Origin of the sequence: Longimicrobium sp. (assembly GCF_036388275.1) — a bacterium.
Lineage (GTDB): Bacteria > Gemmatimonadota > Gemmatimonadetes > Longimicrobiales > Longimicrobiaceae > Longimicrobium.
The window spans coordinates 45405-63991 of record NZ_DASVSF010000011.1; the positions used below are offsets into that span (position 1 = coordinate 45405).

Annotated in this window: 19 protein-coding genes; 6 read left to right on the top strand and 13 right to left on the bottom strand. The window is 68.8% G+C overall.

The window, feature by feature from the left end:
* The first annotated feature begins 142 nt into the window (after window positions 1–142).
* Complete coding sequence (locus VF632_RS04075; RefSeq protein WP_331021575.1) at window positions 143–2257, top strand: putative bifunctional diguanylate cyclase/phosphodiesterase; 2115 nt, start codon at window positions 143–145, stop codon at window positions 2255–2257.
* 20 nt (window positions 2258–2277) lie between these two features.
* Here VF632_RS04075 and VF632_RS04080 read toward each other — a convergent pair whose 3' ends face one another.
* Window positions 2278–2862, bottom strand: coding sequence for an HAD family hydrolase (locus VF632_RS04080; protein ID WP_331021576.1), 585 nt, complete (start codon window positions 2860–2862; stop codon window positions 2278–2280).
* A gap of 245 nt (window positions 2863–3107) precedes the next feature.
* A complete protein-coding gene (locus tag VF632_RS04085; protein ID WP_331021577.1) occupies window positions 3108–4457 on the bottom strand; it encodes a DUF1343 domain-containing protein in 1350 nt (449 codons plus the stop codon).
* Between the two features lie 204 nt (window positions 4458–4661).
* Between VF632_RS04085 and VF632_RS04090 the strand changes: the two genes are divergently transcribed.
* On the top strand, window positions 4662–5156 hold the full coding sequence (locus VF632_RS04090) for a hypothetical protein (protein WP_331021578.1): 495 nt from the start codon (window positions 4662–4664) through the stop codon (window positions 5154–5156).
* Between the two features lie 288 nt (window positions 5157–5444).
* Complete coding sequence (locus VF632_RS04095; protein WP_331021579.1) at window positions 5445–5954, top strand: hypothetical protein; 510 nt, start codon at window positions 5445–5447, stop codon at window positions 5952–5954.
* A 66-nt stretch (window positions 5955–6020) separates the two neighbouring features.
* Here the strand turns inward: VF632_RS04095 and VF632_RS04100 are convergent, their stop codons facing one another.
* The 8 genes from VF632_RS04100 to VF632_RS04135 form a co-directional block, all read right to left on the bottom strand.
* Window positions 6021–7829: a glycoside hydrolase family 3 protein gene (locus VF632_RS04100; protein WP_331021580.1), complete on the bottom strand. Its 1809-nt coding sequence runs from the start codon at window positions 7827–7829 to the stop codon at window positions 6021–6023.
* Between the two features lie 266 nt (window positions 7830–8095).
* Window positions 8096–8599: a DinB family protein gene (locus tag VF632_RS04105; protein WP_331021581.1), complete on the bottom strand. Its 504-nt coding sequence runs from the start codon at window positions 8597–8599 to the stop codon at window positions 8096–8098.
* A gap of 258 nt (window positions 8600–8857) precedes the next feature.
* Entirely contained in the window at window positions 8858–9355 is a 498-nt protein-coding gene (locus tag VF632_RS04110) for a biotin/lipoyl-containing protein (RefSeq protein ID WP_331021582.1), read from the bottom strand.
* 1 nt (window position 9356) lies between these two features.
* Complete coding sequence (locus VF632_RS04115; RefSeq protein ID WP_331021583.1) at window positions 9357–10712, bottom strand: class I SAM-dependent RNA methyltransferase; 1356 nt, start codon at window positions 10710–10712, stop codon at window positions 9357–9359.
* Window positions 10709–12214 (bottom strand): acetyl-CoA carboxylase biotin carboxylase subunit, encoded by a 1506-nt coding sequence (gene accC / locus VF632_RS04120; RefSeq protein ID WP_331021584.1) that lies wholly within the window; start codon window positions 12212–12214, stop codon window positions 10709–10711. Before accC ends, VF632_RS04115 begins: the two co-directional genes overlap by 4 nt.
* A gap of 121 nt (window positions 12215–12335) precedes the next feature.
* A complete protein-coding gene (locus VF632_RS04125; RefSeq protein ID WP_331021585.1) occupies window positions 12336–13157 on the bottom strand; it encodes a hypothetical protein in 822 nt (273 codons plus the stop codon).
* A 135-nt stretch (window positions 13158–13292) separates the two neighbouring features.
* Window positions 13293–13733: a type II toxin-antitoxin system VapC family toxin gene (locus tag VF632_RS04130; protein ID WP_331021586.1), complete on the bottom strand. Its 441-nt coding sequence runs from the start codon at window positions 13731–13733 to the stop codon at window positions 13293–13295.
* Window positions 13730–13966, bottom strand: a complete 237-nt coding sequence (locus VF632_RS04135; protein ID WP_331021587.1) for an AbrB/MazE/SpoVT family DNA-binding domain-containing protein — start codon at window positions 13964–13966, stop codon at window positions 13730–13732. The genes VF632_RS04130 and VF632_RS04135 overlap by 4 nt, the downstream gene beginning before the upstream one ends.
* A gap of 149 nt (window positions 13967–14115) precedes the next feature.
* Between VF632_RS04135 and VF632_RS04140 the strand changes: the two genes are divergently transcribed.
* The 3 genes from VF632_RS04140 to VF632_RS04150 all read left to right on the top strand — a co-directional run bounded on the left by VF632_RS04140 (window position 14116) and on the right by VF632_RS04150 (window position 16037).
* Window positions 14116–15342 (top strand): serine hydrolase domain-containing protein, encoded by a 1227-nt coding sequence (locus tag VF632_RS04140; RefSeq protein ID WP_414682883.1) that lies wholly within the window; start codon window positions 14116–14118, stop codon window positions 15340–15342.
* A 16-nt stretch (window positions 15343–15358) separates the two neighbouring features.
* Window positions 15359–15766, top strand: coding sequence for a thioesterase family protein (locus VF632_RS04145; protein ID WP_331021589.1), 408 nt, complete (start codon window positions 15359–15361; stop codon window positions 15764–15766).
* 124 nt (window positions 15767–15890) lie between these two features.
* Complete coding sequence (locus VF632_RS04150) at window positions 15891–16037, top strand: hypothetical protein (RefSeq protein WP_331021590.1); 147 nt, start codon at window positions 15891–15893, stop codon at window positions 16035–16037.
* Here the strand turns inward: VF632_RS04150 and VF632_RS04155 are convergent.
* From VF632_RS04155 to VF632_RS04165, 3 genes are all read right to left on the bottom strand, one after another.
* A complete protein-coding gene (locus VF632_RS04155) occupies window positions 16028–16429 on the bottom strand; it encodes a DUF433 domain-containing protein (protein WP_331021591.1) in 402 nt (133 codons plus the stop codon). The two genes, VF632_RS04150 and VF632_RS04155, sit on opposite strands and share 10 nt — an antisense overlap.
* Before the next feature lie 108 nt (window positions 16430–16537).
* The gene (locus tag VF632_RS04160) at window positions 16538–16873 is read right to left on the bottom strand and encodes a hypothetical protein (protein ID WP_331021592.1); all 336 of its coding nucleotides are present in this window, start codon (window positions 16871–16873) and stop codon (window positions 16538–16540) included.
* A 134-nt stretch (window positions 16874–17007) separates the two neighbouring features.
* Window positions 17008–18558 (bottom strand): acyl-CoA carboxylase subunit beta, encoded by a 1551-nt coding sequence (locus tag VF632_RS04165; RefSeq protein ID WP_331021593.1) that lies wholly within the window; start codon window positions 18556–18558, stop codon window positions 17008–17010.
* Window positions 18559–18587: the final 29 nt, after the last annotated feature.

Genomic DNA, 18587 nt, shown 5'->3' on the forward strand with positions numbered 1-18587 from the left:
GCGATGCGGGGTATCATCGTTGGCGGGCGCCGGTTGCGTCAAGCGCACGCCGCGCCCCGGCTGGTGGAAATCACCGGAAGGGGTGCGCATTTTGCGCCGTCACAACCGTGTAACAGGTCTCCATCGCCACGCGAGAGGTGTAGTGACGGCTCCAGAGCGCCCTCCGCGGGCTCGATCCACCGAAGACGCGCTCAAGGAGACCGAGCGGGCCTTCCGGACCGTGCTCGACAACCTTCCCGGCTTCGCCTACCGCTGCCGCAACGAGCCCACCTGGCCCACGGAGCTGCTCAGCGAGGGCTTCGAGCCATTGACGGGGTATCCGCCGTCCGACCTGCTGGATGGCCGGGTGACCTACGCCAGCCTCATTCACCCCGAAGACCGCGACCGGGTGTGGGCCGACGTGCAGGAAGGCCTGGCCGCACGCCGGCGCTTCCAGTCCACCTACCGCATGCTCACGCGGGGAGGCGAAAAATGGGTGTGGGAGCAGGGCCAGGGCGTCTGGGCGGCCGATGGGGCGCTGGCCGCGCTGGAGGGGCTGGTGCTGGACGTGTCCGGGCAAAAGGCCGTGGAGATGGAGCTGCGGCACGCGGAAGAGCGCTTCCGCCTGCTCACCGAGCACTCCTGGGACATCGTCCACGTGCAGGATGCGCAGCGCGTGATCCAGTACATCAGCCCCTCGGTGGAGCGGATGCTGGGCTTTGCGCCGGATGAGATGGTGAACCGGCGCGGGGCCCTGTTCGTCCACCCCGACGACCAGGACTTCGTCCGCGGCATCTACGCGGGCGAGATGCTGCAGCCCGGCGCCACCACGCGCACCGAGTTCCGGCTGCGGCACAAGGACGGATCGTGGCGCACGGTGGAGGTGTTTTCGCGCAACACGGCCGGTCCCGGGCAGCCTCCGTACGTAATCACCTACACGCGTGACGTCACCGAGCAGCGGCGGATGGAGGCCGAGCTGCGCCAGCTGGCGCTGTACGATGCGCTGACGGGGCTGCCCAATCGAACCCTGCTGCTGGACCGGCTGGGGCATGCGCTGGCGCGGGCCGGGGAGGGCGGCGACGCCGTATGCGCCCTGCTGTTCCTGGACCTGGACCGCTTCAAGCGGGTGAACGACAGCCTGGGGCACGCCGCGGGCGACCGGCTGCTGCAGGAGGTGGCGCGCCGCATCCAGGCCGTCGCCCGGCCGGAAGACACCCCGGCCCGCCTGGGGGGCGACGAGTTCGCGCTGCTGGTGCATTCGGCGCGCAGCGAGGGACAGGTGATGGGGATCGCCTCGCGGCTGCAGGCCGCCATCTCCGCGCCCGCCGCGCTGGACGGCGCCGAGGTCACCCCCAGCGCCAGCATGGGCGTGGCGCTGCTGCACGAGGGGTACGCGGGGCCCGACGAGGTGCTGCGCGACGCCGACATCGCCATGTACAGCACCAAGGCGCGCGGACGCGGCGGCTTCGCCGTGTTCTCGCCCACCATGCACGCGGATGCGGTGGGGCTGCTGGAAACGGAGAACGCGCTCCGCCGGGCGCTGGACCGGTCCGAGTTCCGCACCTTCTACCAGCCCATCGTGTCTGCCGAAACCGAGGCGCTGGTGGGATGGGAGGCGCTGGTGCGCTGGCAGCACCCGGAGCGCGGGCTGCTGGGCCCCGCCGCCTTCCTGCCCATCGCCGAAGACAGCGGACTGATGGTAAGGATCGACCGCTGGGTGATGAGCGACGCGCTGCGGCAGCTTTGCCTGTGGCGCGAGCGGTTTCCCGGGCTGTTCGTGAGCGTCAACGTGTCGGGGAGCGACTTCGACCACCCCGGGATGGTGGAACAGGTGCAGTCGGCGCTGAGCGAGGCCTGCGTGCCCGCCGGATCTCTGCGGCTGGAGGTGACCGAGAGCGTGCTGATCGAAAACGTCGCGGCCGACTCGGCGCTGCGGCAGGTAAAGGCGCTGGGGGTGCGGGTAGACCTGGACGACTTCGGCACCGGCTACTCCAGCCTCAGCTACCTGTCGCGCTTCGCCGTAGACGCGCTGAAGATCGACCGCTCGTTCGTTGCGTCGCTGCGGGAGAAGCCTGAGAGCCGGGCGATCGTGGGCGCCATCGTGTCGCTGGCGGGAAGCCTGGGGCTGGAGGGAACGACCGCGGAGGGGATCGAGTCGCGCGAACAGGCCGACGACCTGCGCGCCGCCGGCTGCACCCATCTGCAGGGCTACGCCTTTTCGCCCCCGCTCCCCGCCGCCGAAGCCGAGGCGTGGATGGTATCCCGCGGGGCCGCATAGGGGGAGTGCGGGGGAGGCGTTCAGCGGATCTCGATCCCGGTCTGATGCGCGGTCGGCTGTGCGGCCACGATGATCCGCGCGGCCTCCGCCAAGTCGGGGGCGACGTGGTCCGGCGGGAGAGCCGAATTCGAATCCGCTCGGCCTCCGACCAGAATGGTGCGGCAGCCGGCGAGCCGGCCCGCTTCGGCGTCGGCGGGGGTGTCGCCTATCATCCAGGAGCGGGCGAGGTCGATGCCGTGCTCCGCCGCGAGCGAGGTGATCATCCCCGGGCGCGGCTTTCGGCAGTCGCAGGCGATGCGATAGCGGTCGACGGTGCCCTCGGGATGGTGCGGGCACCAGCGGAACGCCTCGATCTCCACCCCCTCCGTCCGAAGCAGTTCGCGAACCCGCCCCTCCACGGGCCCGAGCGCCTCCTCCGCGAAGTACCCGCGCGCCACCCCCGACTGGTTGGAGACCACGAACAGGGGGAAGCCAGCGTCGCGCAGCATCCGCAACCCCTCCCCCGCCCCGCGGGTGAGCCGGATGAGCGCCGGGTCGACGTTGTACGGCACGTCCTCGATCAGCGTGCCATCCTTGTCCAGAAACACCGCCGCTGTCCCGCTCATCCCCTCCCTAGCCCCTATGTGTTGTTGCATTCGCGGACCTGCGTCCCTCCCAGGACGCGCCACATCATCGAACCCACACCCAAGTAAGCCAGTCCGCGAAGGCGGACTTCGTGTGGTCGTTGCAGCGAATTCATTCGCCCGCCGCGGCTGGGCCCGTCCGGGAGCCACGACCTACCTGTCTCGACGAGGCTCGGGCTAGCCCTTCGGAGCCACGACCTACCGGCCCCACCGCGGCTTGGCGCTCCCTACCGGCTTGCGCGCGGGTAGATGCGGTAGCGCTCGCGAACCGTGTTCCACTCGGCCAGCTCGCGCTGCCAGCGGCGGTCGATCTCGCGCGGATCGTCGCCGCGGTCGAAGGCGGCGCGTGCCCAGTGCGAGCCGATCATCTGCGTGAACCCCGTGTTCATCACGCGGAACTGCCCCGGGTTCTGCTTCTTTGCCTCCGTCAGCAGCACCAGCGCCGTGTACGCCGGGCGGTACGTGTTGCGGTCGGTGATGTCCAGCCGCAGCGTGGTGAAGGTTTGCCCCTTGTACTGCGTGTCGACCTTGGGATCGGTTGTGGGCGTGATCTGCACGGGCGTCAGCGTCACGCCGGGAAGGTTGTATTGCGCCACGGCGGCGCGCAGCCGCTCGGCGTTCAGCCAGGGCGCGCCCACGTAGCTGAACGGCGCGTCGGTGCCCCGCCCCACGTGCACGTTGGTCCCCTCGCCCAGCACCAGCCCGGAGAAATTGAGCGCCGCGTTCACCGAGCGGATGTTGGGGCTGGGCGGAATGAAGCGCAGCCCGGTTTCTTCGAACCACATGTCCGGCCGCCATCCCTCCGCCGGAACCACGTGAAGCTGGGCGCCCACGTTGGCCGTCTCGTTGAAATAGCGGGCGATCTCGCCAGCCGTCATCCCGTGGCGCAATGGGACGCTGTAGTAGCCGGTGATCACCTGCGTGACGGCGCGCACCTCCATGTCCATCACGGGGCCGTCCTGCGCGTCGGTGATGGGATTGGGGCGGTCGAGAACGATGAAGGGAATCTTGCGCTTGGCGGCCTCTTCCATCGCCATCGCCATCGTCCACACGAACGTATAGACGCGCGCCCCGATGTCCTGGATGTCGAACACCAGCACGTCGACGCTGTCCAGCTCCGCGGCGGTGGGGCGCTGGGTGCGGTCGTACAGCGAGTAGACGGGAACGCCGGTGCGCGCGTCGCGCCCGCCGACGAAGGTGGCGCCCGCCTCCAGGTCGCCGCGGATGCCGTGCTCGGGCCCGAAGAGCGCCACCAGCCGCACGCCGGGGGTGCGCGCCAGCACGTCCGCACCCAGCTCGCCGGAGCGCGTGACGGCGCTGGGGTTGGTGATCAGCCCCACGCGCTTGCCGCGCACCAGGTGCACCGAGTCGCGCAGCAGCACCTCGATTCCCGGCACCACCGCGGCGCTCCGGGGCGGCGCGTCCTTCGCCGGCGCGGTTGCCGTGGCGCCGGGCGCCGAATCGGCCTGGGTGCCGGGCGCGTCCGGCTGCGACCCCGTTCGGCAGCCCGCGGCGGAGAGCGCGGCGAGCGCCAGGGCGGCGGTGACGCGAAGCAAGCGTGGGGCGTGGAGTTGCATCGGTGGTCCGTTGGATCGAGGAAGTGCCGCCGTCCGCGGTGCGCGCGGTGCGGTACCCACACTGCCGCATGGCGGGGAGCACCATCCGGGCCTGCGAAACACGCGCCATCGGCGCGCCGGTGCGGCGTGCGGGCGAAGAGCCATCTTGCGCCGACCCGCACGGACGCGCGACGATGGGGGTCCCACCGTCAACCCCGTCGGCAGATGACCGAGCTGGAACGCGAGTTTCTCCACAACCTGGTGACCGCCGCGTGGCCGCTGCCGGTGCAGATCGCGTTCGGCGCGGGGCTGGTGGCCGTGTACTGGGCGTGGTCCCGCTTCTACTACGCGGTGATCGACCCGGCGCTGCGCAACGTGATCGGGGGCGTGCTCGGAGCCAGGGTCGTATGGGTCGCGCGGTACAGCGCCGAGTACCCGACACCCCTGGAACTGGGCTTTCCCCGCAACCGGTATCACCGCTGGACGTGGGGCATACAGGCCGAGGCCCGCCGCACGGTGGGGCGCGACGCGGCCGCGCTGCTCCTCTCCTTCCTGTTCGTCACCCTGATGGGCGGGCTGTGGCCGATCGCGGTTTTCCTCTTCGTCTTCCTGCAGCTCGAAGCGCTGTCCTACGTCGTCTTCCTGCCCGTGTGCGTGGCCCTGATCGCCATCTACTCCATCTTCTGGGCCGGACGGCACGAGGTGGCGGGAATGCGCTGAGACGCCGTCTACCTGGCGCGGTGTGCGTTTCTCGCACTCTGCTGCCCGGAATTCGTACACGTAGGCTAAACGTGGCGGAATTCCACGACTTCAGCCTCGATGCACATTCGATCCAGACCGATATCCGTACATTCCATCGTGGGCGCGCCCGGTGGATGAAAAGGATCTAACTCGCTGCACATGAAGCACTTGTACGCAATCGCTCATTATGGCGCGTTCCTCGAATAAGGTGATGCCGTCGCCGGGGCCATCGTCCCGCACCTCACCGAAATCGCTGGAGCCACCATCATGTCCTTCATCCGCTACGCTGCCGCCCTCGCCGCCACGATCTCGCTGATCTCCGCGTCCGAAGCACGTGCGCAGGCCATTCCGTTCGGCGGCGCGGAGATGATGGCCATCAGCGGCGTCATCGAGAGCGGCGCACCGGCCGTGGCACCCAGGGCGAACGTCGAAGAGCCGGCGCGGCGCCGGTCCCCGCATCCCACCGCTTCTGCGACGCTGCTGGCGCGGATGGGCTGCGCGAAAGCGGACGAGTCCCGCGGCCGGCGCTCCGGTGTGGCGGTGGGGATGGACGCCTGCGTGGCGCTGGCCCGGTACGGCCAGCCCAGCAGCACCACCTTCAGCGACTTCGGGCACACGGAGCTGGTGACGATGGTCTGGGGCAACGTGGGAGGATCGTACGGCGTGCACATCGCGGCGGTAACCTACAAGGACCATCCGCTCACGTACGAGGCCGGAAAGCAGGCGGAGATCGGCAACTGGAGGATCACGCGCCACTTCGGAATGGAGCGCCGCTGAAGTCCGCGACCGCGAGAGGTGCCGAACGCGCACGCCGTCCCAGCCGGACGGCGTGCGCGTTTTGCGTCACCGCTGAGGCAGCGTGACACCGTCTCCCAGCCGGTGGAACGGCGGGAGGGAAACGGGAAGCCGCCCGCGGATGGGCACAGCGCCGAGCAGCGCTGCCGCGGCGGCGCCCTCCGTCGGCTCGCGGCTGTCCCAGGCCAGCAGGTAGGCGGGAACCGCGGGAAAGGCCTGCAGCAGGTACGGCGTTCCCAGCGACACCACGACCACGCGCGTGCCCCCCGCCGCCAGCCCCTGCACCCAGGCGCCGAAGGCGGATGAGATGGCCAGGGCGCGGTACTGCACGGGCGCCACGGCCACGCTCACCACGACGGTATTCACGCCGGACGCCCGGGTGCGCAGCGCGGCGAACTGGGCGGCAGAGGTCGACGGCCCCACGCGAACGTGCTCGGCCGAGACCCCGCCCGCCGCCAGGGCACGGTGAATCTCGGCGCCGGACGGCCCGCGTCCGGTGCTGGTGTACGTGACGTGCAGCACGCGCGAGCCGCGGGCCAGCGGCACCACGCCGCCCTGGTTGCGCGCCAGCGTCAGCGAGCGCTCCGCAACCGAACGCGCCACCGCCCGGTGCTCCGCGCGCCCGGCGATCGCCCCCACGGCTGCAGCATCCACCCGCGCGCCGCGGTGCAGCCCCGCCGCGGCCTTGGCCATCAGCACCCGCCGCGCGGCCTCGTCGATCCGCGCGGCCGGGATGCGCCCCGACCGTACCGCCGCGACGATGCCGTCGATCACCCCCTCGTGGCCGGGCGGCTGCAGCAGCGCGTCGGCCCCGGCCAGCAGGGAGCGGATGCTCGCCTCGGTGACGGAGATCCCCTGCGTGGCGCCCGCCATGTTCAGTGCATCGGTGAACACGATTCCCTGAAAGCCCAGCTCTCCCCGCAGCACGCCGCCGATCATCCTCACCGACTGCGACGCAGGCGGCGCGCCTGCGCCCTCCACCCCGCGCGCCGCGATGTGCCCCGCCAGCACGCCGTCCATGCCGGCGCGAATGGCCGCGCGAAACGGCGGAAGCTCCACCCGCGTCAGCCGCGCCGCGTCCGCCTCCACCACCGCCAGCCCCACGTGCGAGTCGGCGTGCGTGTCGCCGTGCCCGGGAAAGTGCTTGCCGATGGTCAGCAGGCCGCCCTCGCGCGCGCCGGCCACCCACGCGGCGCCCATCCGAGACACCATCTCGGCCGACTCGCCGAAGGAGCGCACGTTGATGATGGGGTTGGCCGGGTTGACGTTCACGTCCAGCACGGGCCCCAGCGTGGCGTGGATGCCCACGGCGCGCGCCTCCACCGCCGTGACGCGCCCGGCCTGCCGCGCGAACGCCGTGTCGTCCGCCGCGCCGAACGCCATCGCGGGGGGCATGCGCGTGCCGCCCGGCGTCAGCCGCGTCCCCGGCCCCGTCTCCAGGTCCGAGACCACCAGCAGCGGCACCCCCGAACGGGCCTGCGCGGCGTTCAGCTTGGCGGCGGTGGCCTGCGGCGAGCCCGTGGAGATGATCAGCCCGCCGACGCCATCGCCCGCCACCCAGGTGCGGATGCGCTGCACCTCGCCGGGATTGGCCTCCAGCGACTGCCCGCTGATCCACGGAAAGACGAGCTGCGCCACCCGCTGCCGTAGCGTCATTCCAGCGAGGGTGCGCTCCACCCACGCGCGCCCCGTCGTGTCCGTCTGCAGCGGAGGGACGGCGGGCGCCTCGCGCGCCGTCGGCGGCGCGCGGTCGTCCGCTTTCGCGCTGGCGCCCTCCGCGTCGCCCGCGGGTGAGCAGGCCGCGAGCGCCAGGAACAGGGACGCGAACCGGCAAAACAGCATTCCGCTGATCACCACGTGCAGCACTCCGGGAACGGGACTCGATCGAGATGCGCCACGGCGGCGCTCACGAGTCGTATCATGCGAGCGGCAGGCCATGGCGCGAGTTCGAATCCAGACGCAGAAAACCTCCCGGGACTTCCGGGAGGTTCTCCAGGTCGAGAAACGTCACACCGAGGTTCGCCTGGCCGCCTGCGCATCCCCCGGGTGCCCCTCCCCCGACCCCTCCCCGCACGATACTGCTGTGCGGAGAGGGGAGCACTTCGAGTGCAGGGCGCGCGGTTCTACGCCATTGCGGGGATGCCCATCGCCGCCCATTCCTCGGCCGCCGGGCCGTAGCATCCGGGCACCGTGAGCCCGGCCTGGCGCATCAGGACCGTCATCTGGCCGCGGTGATGGGCCTGGTGAAGCAGCAGCACGCTCAGCACCAGCCCGCGCTTCCACTGCTGGCCGTACATCGGCACCTCTTCGTCCAGCATGTCGTCCGCCCACCCGGCGGTAACGGCCGGACCGACCGAAGCCGCCGCGCCCTCGTACGCCGCCACGATCTCCGCGGCGGACGCAGGCGTCTCGGACAGCGGAACCGGCCCGGTGACGCCGTGCAGCCCGGCGTGCTCCATCATCTCCGGCAGCGTTTCCGTCACGTGCCACGCCAGCCGCCCCAGCGAGCGCCCCTCGGGCACGATGCGCTGCGCCAGCGACTCGTCCGTCAACGCGCGCAGCACCTTGAGCGTAGTCTGCGCATCGTGCTCCCAGTCCTTCACGAAATCGTCGATTCGCCTGTACATGCCCCTCCAGCCGTGAGGTGTGAACCGGCTCCCCGTAGTGACTTTCCCTGCTGTCGTCAGGGGTGTCAGCCCTTGGGGGGAGCTACCGCGCGAGCTTCACTTTACCGGGCGCGCATCGAACTCGCATCCCACACGCCAGCAAGCCAGTCCGCGCAGGCGGACTTCGTGTGTTCGTTGCCGCGGATTCATTCGCCCCAGCGAGGCCGGATGAGCATCGACCGTCGAGCCGTGCCCAGCCTCGAATCTTCCTCGCGGTGGCTACTCGAGCGTAATCAATGTGGCGCCCTTGTCCACCGTCTGCCCCGGCTGCACGGCGATGCTGGCCACGACGCCGTCCGCGGGCGCCTTGAGCTCGTTCTCCATCTTCATCGCCTCCACCACTACGACACCCTGCCCGGCGCGGACCGCGTCGCCCACGGCCACCTCGATCTTTAGCACCAGCCCCGGCATCGGCGCGACGATGGTCTTGTCGGCCACGTCGTCCACAGTGCCCGTCATCTCGCGGATGGCGCGGGTGCGCTCGTCCACGGCGTCAGCGGTAAAGCGCTCGGCGCCGGTCGCCAGGATCCAACGCCCCTTTCGATCCCCCGCCTGTACGGCGAACGGATAGGAGCGTCCACCGGCCAGCAGGTGGCGGGTTCGGGTGCCCGGAAGCGTGGAAAGCTGGGCCTCGACGGGCGTGCCGTCCACCACGGGCGTGGGGCCGGTCAGGTCCACTTCCACTTCGCGTCCGGCGATGGTTACGAAATAGCGCATGTCAGGCTCGGTTGTGCGTAAGGCTAACCACAGTTTCCACGTGCGCGGTCTGCGGGAACAGGTCGAACGAGCGAATGCCTTCGAGCGAGTACGCTCCGCCCATCCGCTTCAGGTCGCGCGCCAGCGTGGCCGGGTTGCACGAGATGTAGACGATCCGCGCCGCCGGTTGGGCCGCGAGCGCCTCCGCCGCCTCCGCCGCGATGCCGGCCCGTGGCGGGTTCAGGATCACCAAGTCCGCCGGCAGGTGCTCGGCGAGCACGTCTTCCACCGGCGCGGTAATGAACACGGCCCCCTCCGGCGCGCTCCGCCGCGCCTCGGCCACGGCGTCGGGGTCCAGCTCGATCCCCGTCACGCTGGCCCCCGCGCGCGCCAGCCGCCGCGCGTGCAGGCCGATGCCGCAGTACGCATCCACCACGCGCAGCCCCGCAGCGTCGCCGATCACCGACATCACGTGCTGCTCCAGCAGGGCCGCGGCCGCGCGGTTCACCTGCAGGAACGCCGCGCCGCTCAGCTCCACCGTCTCGTCGCCCCACGTCTCCGGCAGCCCCGGCGCGCCCGCGATCAGGTCGGGCACGGCCTCGCCCGGGCGATGGTAGACGCTGACCAGGCGGGGGACCAGGTCGATCAATTCCTGCGGCCGGCCCGGGGCGAATCCGCCCTCCACCAGCAGCGACACCTGACCCGCGGACGAGGCGCGCAGCGTCAGCCGAAGCTGCTGCCCCGAGGGCAGGCGGCGCGCGTCGGGGCCCCAGTTGCGGCGGATGCCGTCCCACACGCGGGCGATCGGCTCTTCGAAGAGCAGGCAGCCGCCATCCAGGTCCACGATCTCGTCCGGGTCGCCCAGCGCGTGAAAGCCCGCCAGCACGCGCCCGTGCTCCGTGCGCCGCAGCGCAAACGACACGCGGTTGCGATAGCGGTGCTCGTTCGGGGAGGGGACGACCTCCGGCGCCTCCACCGCCAGCCCGCCGATCCGCGTGAGCGCGTCCGCCACGATGCGCGACTTGGCGCGAAGCTGCGCATCGTACGTCAGGTGCTCCAGCGTGCAGCCACCACAGCGCTCGTAGAACGCGCAGGGCGCCTCCCGCCGCTCGGGCGACGGCTCGATCACACGCAGCAGCCTCCCCCGCGTCCACCGCTCCTTTCGCTCCACCAGCGCCACCTCGGCCAGGTCGCCGGGCGCGGTGCGATGAACGAAGGTCACGCGACCGTCCGGCAACCTGCCCACGCCCTCGCCGCCCGCCGCGATCGAGTCGATCCGAACCGTCGCCGTGGGCGGAGGCCGGCGCGGCCCCTGCCCCGTCCCTCGTCCGCGTCCTCCCTGCCCGCCGCCGGGGCGGCGGGGACCGCGGTCGCTCAACGCCCTCTCCAGCCGCCGGTGTTCCCGCGCCAGGCGCTGCCGCCCGTGCTGGCAGTGGCGGGCTGCGTGCGCGGCATGGCGCGGTGCGTCCGCCGCTCCTCCTCCAGCAGCGCGGCGGCAAGCGCGGCCATGCGCACCGTCTGCTCGTCGGGCTCGGCGGCGAGCAGGTCTTCGTGGTTCTCCAGGTACTTGATGGTCAGGCGCCCGGCGCGGAAGTCCGGCTCGTCCATCACCCGCAGGTGAAAGGGCACGCTGGTGTCCACGCCCTCCACGCGCAGCTCCTGCAGCGCCCGCTTCATCCGGTCGATCGCCTCGATGCGCGTGGGGGCGTGCACGATCAGCTTGGCGAGCATGGGATCGTAGAACAGCCCCACCTCCACCCCGGGCGTGATGCCGCCGTCCCAGCGCACGCCGGGGCCGGAGGGGATCAGCAGGTTCTGAATGCGCCCGGTGGACGGCAGGAACGAGTTCGACGGATCTTCCGAGGTGATGCGGCATTCGATGGCGTGCCCCTCGAACGTGATGTCGTCCTGCGTGTAGGGCAGCTTTTCGCCCGCGGCGATGCGGATCTGCCACTGCACCAGGTCGATGCCCGTCACAAGCTCGGTGACGGGGTGCTCCACCTGGATGCGCGTGTTCATCTCCAGGAAGTAGAACTCGCCATCCTGGTACAGGCACTCCACGGTGCCCGCGCCCTCGTAGTTCACCGCCCGCGCCGCGGCGACGGCCATGGCGCCCATCGCGGAGCGCTCCTCCGGCGTCAGCACGGCCGAGGGCGCCTCTTCGATGAGCTTCTGGTGGCGGCGCTGGATGCTGCACTCGCGCTCGCCCAGGTGCAGCGTGTTGCCGTGGCGGTCGGCCAGCAGCTGGATCTCGATGTGGCGCGGCCCCTCCAGGAACTTCTCCACGTATACCGACCGGTCGCCGAACGCCGCCTGGGCCTCGTTGCCGGCGGATTCGAAGGCGCGCTCGATCTCGTCCTCGCCGCGGACGATCCTCATCCCCTTGCCGCCGCCGCCCGCCGCGGCCTTCAGCAGCACGGGATAGCCGATCTCGCCGGCCACGCGCCGCGCTTCGGCCGCGTCCACGAGCGCGTCCTTGGTGCCGGGCACCACGGGCACACCGGCCGCGATCACCCGCCGCCGCGCCGCCGTCTTGTCGCCCATCTCCGTCACCGCCTCGGGCGACGGGCCGATGAAGACGAGCCCCGCGTCGCGCACGGCCTGGATGAAGTGGGCGCGCTCGGAAAGGAAGCCGTAGCCGGGGTGGATGGCCTCGGCGCCGGAGCGCTTGGCGACGTCGATGAGCACGTCGACCTTCAGATAGCTCTGCGCGCTGGGCGCCGGGCCGATCAGGTACGCCTCGTCGGCGGCCAGCACGTGGGGCGCCAGGCGGTCGGCCTCGGAGTACACGGCAACGGCCTGCACCCCCAGCTCGTGCGCCGCGCGGATGACGCGGAGCGCGATCTCTCCGCGGTTGGCTACCAGGATCTTCTTGAACACGCTGCCTCAGGCGTACACGTCCAAATCGCCGCGCCGGCTCGTTCCCGGCGGAAGGCCACCAAACTACAACCGGCCCGCCAAGTTGGCGAGCCGGAGTGTCGGAGGAGATCTCCGTGTCGGATCACATCGGAAGATTTAGGAACTCATCTAGCAGTGAGTCGACCTTGCGCTTCTCGACCCGCTGTTTGACAGCCGCAAACAAATCATCGATGCTTGGCATCTTCGGAAAACTATACAGGGTACGTTCACCCGTATCGACAATCTCAAGACGTGTGTTGCCCGATCCTCCCGGTTTCACAAACGCCACAATCAGTGGCTCCGGACCGATGAGCACAAAGCTTTTGTCAGTGTACGTTGTCTTGAACCGCTCCTGTACACCCCCAAGAGCGGTTAGAGGCTCTATTCGCCTCCAGTCTAGACGCCCGTCTTGTGTCAGCTTGTTCAGCTTCAAGACGACTTCGTTAACCTTGGGATCAACGATTGGCATATCAGGCCTCCCAGCTTCTATCAGCCAAGATGTTACGGATCTCCACGCCGAGTGCGGAGAGGCGAGTATAGACGAGCCACACCCCTTCCCGCTCCATGGCGTTCGTTCCAAAGTTGCCCCTATGAGTACGCTTACCTCGTCCACTGAGGCCTGTTGCGACACAGGAAGCTTATCGCGCAAGCTCTTGAGGTTCGCTTGGCATTGTGTCAACTCGTTGGCGATCTCATCCCCTGACGTCGGCAAGTCTCCAAGCAACGCGCTGATCCGGGATGCGTGCGCGGCTACGGTTTTGAGTAGTTCGGGAACCCGGCCGAGGAAGATGTAGTGAGATTGAAGGCGTCGCGCATCCCTCAGTACTTTCAACGTGAGGATCAGGCCGACAACAGTGGCCAAAGTACCACCAAGATTAATCCAATCGAGCAAATCAAGGCGTTCGGCTGTCTGGAACATAAGCACCACTGACTCGATTCATTTGATTTCTTACGCTGCCTTGCTCCGCTCAATTCTATGTATCGCGGGTCGGGCGCGAAAGCTGAAGCTCCGAAGCATCCATCGCATGCTGGCCGAGCGGTGAGCGACCACCCTTATCTATTAGTCATCGAACAGCCGGATCTGTATCCCCTCCGCTGCCACGCGCCGAAGCTTCCGGTCATTCGTAACAAGCCAGCCGGCGCGCGCGTGCAAGGCGGTGGCAGCGTGCACCGCATCGGGAGTGTGCAATCCGTACAGCCCCCGCAAGCGGGCCGCTCGTTCCGCGATACGAGGTGAGACCGGCACGAACTCAAGGTCCCGCTGGCTCTGGAGCGTTGCCGAAATCACATTCGCCTTTGCTGTGTCCCCGCTCTTGTAGTACGGCACGAGGAGTTCCGCGAGCACCAGCGTTGACGCGATGGGCGTGATCTCGCCCGTTTTAGCCCGATCGAAGAGACTCCGGGCCGCGGGGAAGTACGCCGGATCTTTGTCGATCAGGTAGATGAAGGCCGGTGAGTCGATCAGGACGACCGCGCCGGTGGGGATATCCTCCAGCTTCAACGATCCCCCTCCTCCCGATCACGCAGGAGTTGCTCCGCATAGCCACGCAGCTCATTGCCACCGACCGCCACGAGCTGGTCGACCCACGAGGTATCCTGGGCTTTACGAAGAAGGTACGACCCGTCGAGATGCGGCTCGAACCGCACTCGGTCGCCGGGTTCGAGGCCCATATCCTTCCGCACGGATGCCGGGACGACGATCTGCGATTTGCTGCTCAGCTTGGACTCGCGCATGTTCCCTCCACGAAGACGCTTTACCTGAAAGTAAAACCCTCCTGTCCGAACGTAAAGCACCTCGCGGCTACTTGCCCTTGCCGGGGACGCGCGTGTATAGGAAGAAGCGAAACGTGTTGCAGCTAAATCCCGAGCAGGAACCAGCCGTGCTGCGTACGAAGATCAACTGCATCGCCATCGCGCTCCTCATCGCGTCCTCCGCGCAGGCGCAGCGCGGCGCCGTGTACTACCCCGGCCCGGGCGACGACTGGCAGCGGCGCACGCCTCAGCAGGTGGGGATGGACGCGGCGCTCCTCGACTCGGCCGTGGCGTTCGCGCGGGCCAACGAGAGCACCGCGCCGCGCGATCTGGAACTGGCGCACCACCAGACGTTCGGGCGCGAGCCGTTCGGTGAGCCCGTGGGCCCGTTCGCCGACCGCGGCGACCCGACGGGCATCATCATCAAGAACGGCTACATCGTCGCCGAGTGGGGCGATCCCCGGCGCGTGGACATGACGTTCAGCGTCACCAAGAGCTTCGTCTCCACCGTCGTCGGCCTAGCGGTGGACCGCGGGATGATCCGCTCGGTGAACGATCCCGTGGACCCGTACATGGCGCCCGTGTTCGTCATCCCGCCCGAGGGCGGCAACCGCCACGCCGGCGGCCTGGGCGAGGGCCGGGCGATGCGGCTGTTCGACACCGAGCGCGAGCGGCGCATCACCTGGGACCACCTGCTGCGCCAGGTGAGCGACTGGGAGGGCACGCTGTGGGGCAAGCCCGATTGGGCCGACCGCCCGCTGCAGAACCCGCAGGAGTGGCTGACCCGGCCCCGGAACGAGCCCGGCGCGGCGTACGAGTACAACGACGTGCGCGTGAACCTGCTGGCGCTCGCCGCCCTCAACGTGTGGCGCCGCCCGTTGCCGCAGGTGCTGCGCGAGCAGGTGATGGACCCCATCGGCGCGTCCAGCACCTGGCGGTGGACGGGCTACGACAACTCGTGGGTGCTGATGGACGGGCAGGCCGTGCAGTCCGTCAGCGGGGGCGGGCACTGGGGAGGCGGGATGTTCATCGACGCCCGCGACATGGCCCGCTTCGGCTACCTGACGCTGCGCCGCGGCCGGTGGGGCGACCGGCGGATCCTGTCGGAAGAGTGGGTGAGGATGGCGACGACGCCCACGCCCGCACAGCCCACGTACGGCTTCATGAACTGGTTCGTGAACACCGACCGCAAGTATCTTCCCAGCGCGCCCGCCACCGCGTTCGCGCACGTGGGCAACGGAACGAACGTCATCTACGTCGATCCCGACAACGACCTGGTCGTGGTCGCCCGGTGGATCGCCAACAACGCCGTGGACGGCTTGGTGCAGCGGGTGATCGCCGCCACCAGCCGCCGCTGAACGAGAGGGAAGACCCGTGATTTCGACGCTGGAGATCGAGGTGCGCTCCACCGAGCTGGACGCGCTGGGGCACGTGAACAACGCCAAGTACCTGGAATACCTGGAGTGGGGCCGCTTCGAGTGGGTGAAGGAGAACGGGATTCCCCTGGATTTCTTCGGGTCGTCGCGGCTGAGCACCGTGCTGGTGAACACCAACGTCAACTATCGGCGCGAGGCCCGGCTGGGCGACAAGCTGCGCATCCGAAGCTGGCTGGCGGAGATGGGCCGCAGCAGCTTTCGCGTGGGCCAGGAGATCGTCAACCACCGCGACGAGCGCGTGGCGGACGCCATGATCACGTCGGTGATGTACGACACCCACACGCGCACTAGCGTCTACATCCCCGACGACCTGCGGGCGAAGCTGGAGCCGCTGGTGCGGCCCTGAACAGAACCGGCGTGCTCACGGGTGAGCACGCCGGTTGCGGATGGGGTGCGGACACGAACGGAATTTTCCTCGTCACAGACTCAGGACCATGGCCGGATCCGCCCGTCCCTCGCCCAGAGACCCGATGTCGCCCACGAAGCGCTTCTGGGGGGCAATCTTCATCCTGCTGATCCTCGTGGGGTTCGGCGCCCTGGTCCTGACGCACCTCAAGAAGCGCGAGCCCGGCTCGGGCATGTTCGGCACGGTCAGCGTAGAGACGCGCTACGGCTGAGGCGGGTACCCACCCGCGCGATCGAACTCCAGGGCCGCGGCTATACCCGCACGGGTGAGCCGCGGGTGCCCTTCAATCAGTTCTTCGATTGTGCTGCCCGCCCGGAGTTCCTCCAGGATGTGCTCAACCGTGATGCGCGTGCCCGCGATGACCGGTTTTCCGAACATCACATCGGGATTTGAGACGATCATCGCGGTGTCCGCGATATCCGCCCGTCCTCCATACTGCTGCAGAAGTTCGCCAAAGACGTCCTCGTGGAGCCGGCCCAAGCCCGTATCCAACTCGGCTTCCGCCGCGAGCAAACCATCGATCAGTTCGGTTCGATGGCGGCCCTCATCGTAATCGGCCCAGTCGACGCGGCCTAGGCACTCACCGAACACGATCGATTCCATGCCGTCATCCGCGGGCGCGTCCGTGCCAGCAACGACTGCCCGGCCAGTCTTCCCATCCCGAGATACGCTCCGCTCGTTCATCTCCGCCTTTCGTCCACAGCGTCCGAGTCAAGCTACTGGCCGCTGCTCACAGTGTTCCCAGCACCCGTGCTGACACTTCCGCCGGTCCGTACCGAGCAGCGACAATTCGCTCGTACTCGATCCGGTACTCGGCGAGTTCAGTTCCTCCCCGGCAAGATCGCTGGCGAGGTAGAACGGTTCCTCGTGGAAGATCAGGTCAGCGTCGTATCCTGCCGGAGGCAACTGCTCCAGCGGCGGGTTCTCGATGCTCTCGCGGTATCCCGCAACCCTGAGCACGGCCTCATCCCGCTCAAAATCATGGAATGCCTGCAAGCAGTCCGTAACGATCGCCCAAAACGCGTGCTTCAGGGGCTCTGTTTGCATCCGGTTACGTAGAACGAGACGGCGGCGTCCCCTGTGTGGGAGCGCCGCCGTCGTGCATGCTCAGCCGTCCACAGCGTGCGAGTACAAGCTACCGCGCGCCGCTCCCACCGTCAAGGTTTACAGTGTAGCCATCGTCAGAGCGGGATGTTCGCGTGCTTCTTGGGCGGGTTGCTGTCGCGCTTGTTCTGCAGCATGTCGAGCGCGCTGATCACCCGCGCTCGCGTTTCGCGCGGATCGATCACGTCGTCCACGTAGCCGCGGGCGGCGGCGGCGAACGGGTTGGCGAAGCGCTCGGCGTAGTCCGCCTGCTTGGCCTCGGCCGCCTGCGCCGGGTCGTCGGCCGAGGCGATCTCGCGGCGGTACAGGATCTCCACCGCGCCCTTGGCCCCCATCACCGCGATCTCGGCCGTGGGCCAGGCGTAGTTGATGTCGCCGCGGATGTGCTTGCTGCTCATCACGTCGTACGCCCCGCCGTACGCCTTGCGCGTGATGATGGTGACCTTGGGAACCGTGGCCTCGCAGAACGCGAACAGCAGCTTGGCCCCGTGCCGGATGATGCCGCCGTGCTCCTGCGTGACGCCAGGCAGGAACCCGGGCACGTCCTCAAAAGTCAGCAGGGGGATGTTGAAGCAGTCGCAGAAGCGGACGAAGCGCGCCGCCTTCACCGACGCGTCGATGTCCAGCACTCCGGCCAGCACCGCGGGCTGATTAGCCACGATGCCCACCGAGTGGCCGCCCACGTGCGCGAAGCCCACCAGGATGTTGCCCGCGTAGTCGGCGTGCACCTCGTAGAACTCGCCGTCGTCCACCACGCGGCGGATGACGTCGTGCATGTCGTACGGCTTGTTGGGATGGTCGGGAACGATGTCCAGCAGCTCCTCGTCGGCCCGGTCGAACGGGTCGTCCGTGGCCCGCCGCGGCGCGTCCTCGGCGTTGTTGCGCGGGATGAACTCGAAAAGGTGGCGAATCTTGTGGAGGCATTCCACTTCGCTCTTCACGGCGAAGTGCGCCACGCCCGACTTGGCCGCGTGCGTGGCCGCGCCACCCAGCTCCTCCATCGTCACGTCTTCGTGCGTCACCGTCTTCACCACGTTGGGCCCGGTGACGAACATGTAGCTGGAGCCCTGCACCATGTAGATGAAGTCGGTGATCGCCGGGCTGTACACCGCGCCGCCGGCGCAGGGGCCCAGGATGGCCGAAATCTGCGGGATGACGCCCGACGCCAGGGTGTTGCGCAGGAAGATGTCGGCGTAGCCGCCCAGCGACACGACGCCTTCCTGGATTCGCGCGCCGCCGGAGTCGTTCAAGCCGATGACCGGCGCGCCATTCTTGAGCGCCAGGTCCATGATCTTGACGATCTTTTCCGCGTGGGCCTCGCTCAGCGAGCCGCCGAAGATCGTGAAGTCCTGCGAGAACACGTAGACCAGGCGGCCGTGCACCGTGCCGTAGCCGGTGACCACGCCGTCGCCCAGGTAGCGCTCGTTCTCCAGCCCGAAGCCGGTGGCGCGGTGCACCACGAAGCGGTCCAGCTCCACGAAGCTGCCCTCGTCCAGCAGCACGTCCAGCCGCTCGCGCGCGGTGAGCTTGCCGCGCTCGTGCTGCGCCTTGATCCGCTTTTCCCCGCCGCCCAGCTCCGCCTGCCTGCGCAGCTCATCGAGGTGCTCCAGCTTTTCCCGCATCGACATCGCGTGCCGCCCGTGCTCTCTCGTGGTAA